Origin of the sequence: Microbacterium testaceum, from assembly GCF_020781835.1 — a bacterium.
In the GTDB taxonomy this organism is placed as follows: domain Bacteria; phylum Actinomycetota; class Actinomycetes; order Actinomycetales; family Microbacteriaceae; genus Microbacterium; species Microbacterium testaceum_H.
In genome coordinates this window covers 1-250 of sequence record NZ_JAJGNJ010000061.1, presented here as the reverse complement: position 1 = coordinate 250, position 250 = coordinate 1, and the positions used below count along the sequence as shown (strand labels likewise).

The following is a 250-nucleotide window of genomic DNA, read 5'->3' as shown; positions in this document are numbered from 1 at the left end:
GTGGTTCCCGCGCGCGTTCCGTCGCGCGGAGGACGCCGAGGGGCTGCTGTTCATGGGCCGAGGGTTCACGGAGTGCTTCGCCGTCGGCGAGCACCACCTGCAGCTCGCGGTCGATCTGATTCTTGAAGGGTTCGCACGAGGTAATGAACAGGGTGAGAATCCGGCAGGTTCGGCCGTCGCATTGGACGGACGCGAGCCTGCTGAAGGTGCCGTCGTACATGGCGAGGCTGACGGGCATGTGCCTGTGGGG

Annotated in this window: 1 protein-coding gene; it reads right to left on the bottom strand. The window is 66.0% G+C overall.

The features are described 5' to 3' along the window. Window positions 1-238: hypothetical protein (locus LL239_RS17630; protein ID WP_228164624.1), on the bottom strand; the 238-nt coding region annotated here is incomplete at its 3' end. Window positions 239-250: the final 12 nt, after the last annotated feature.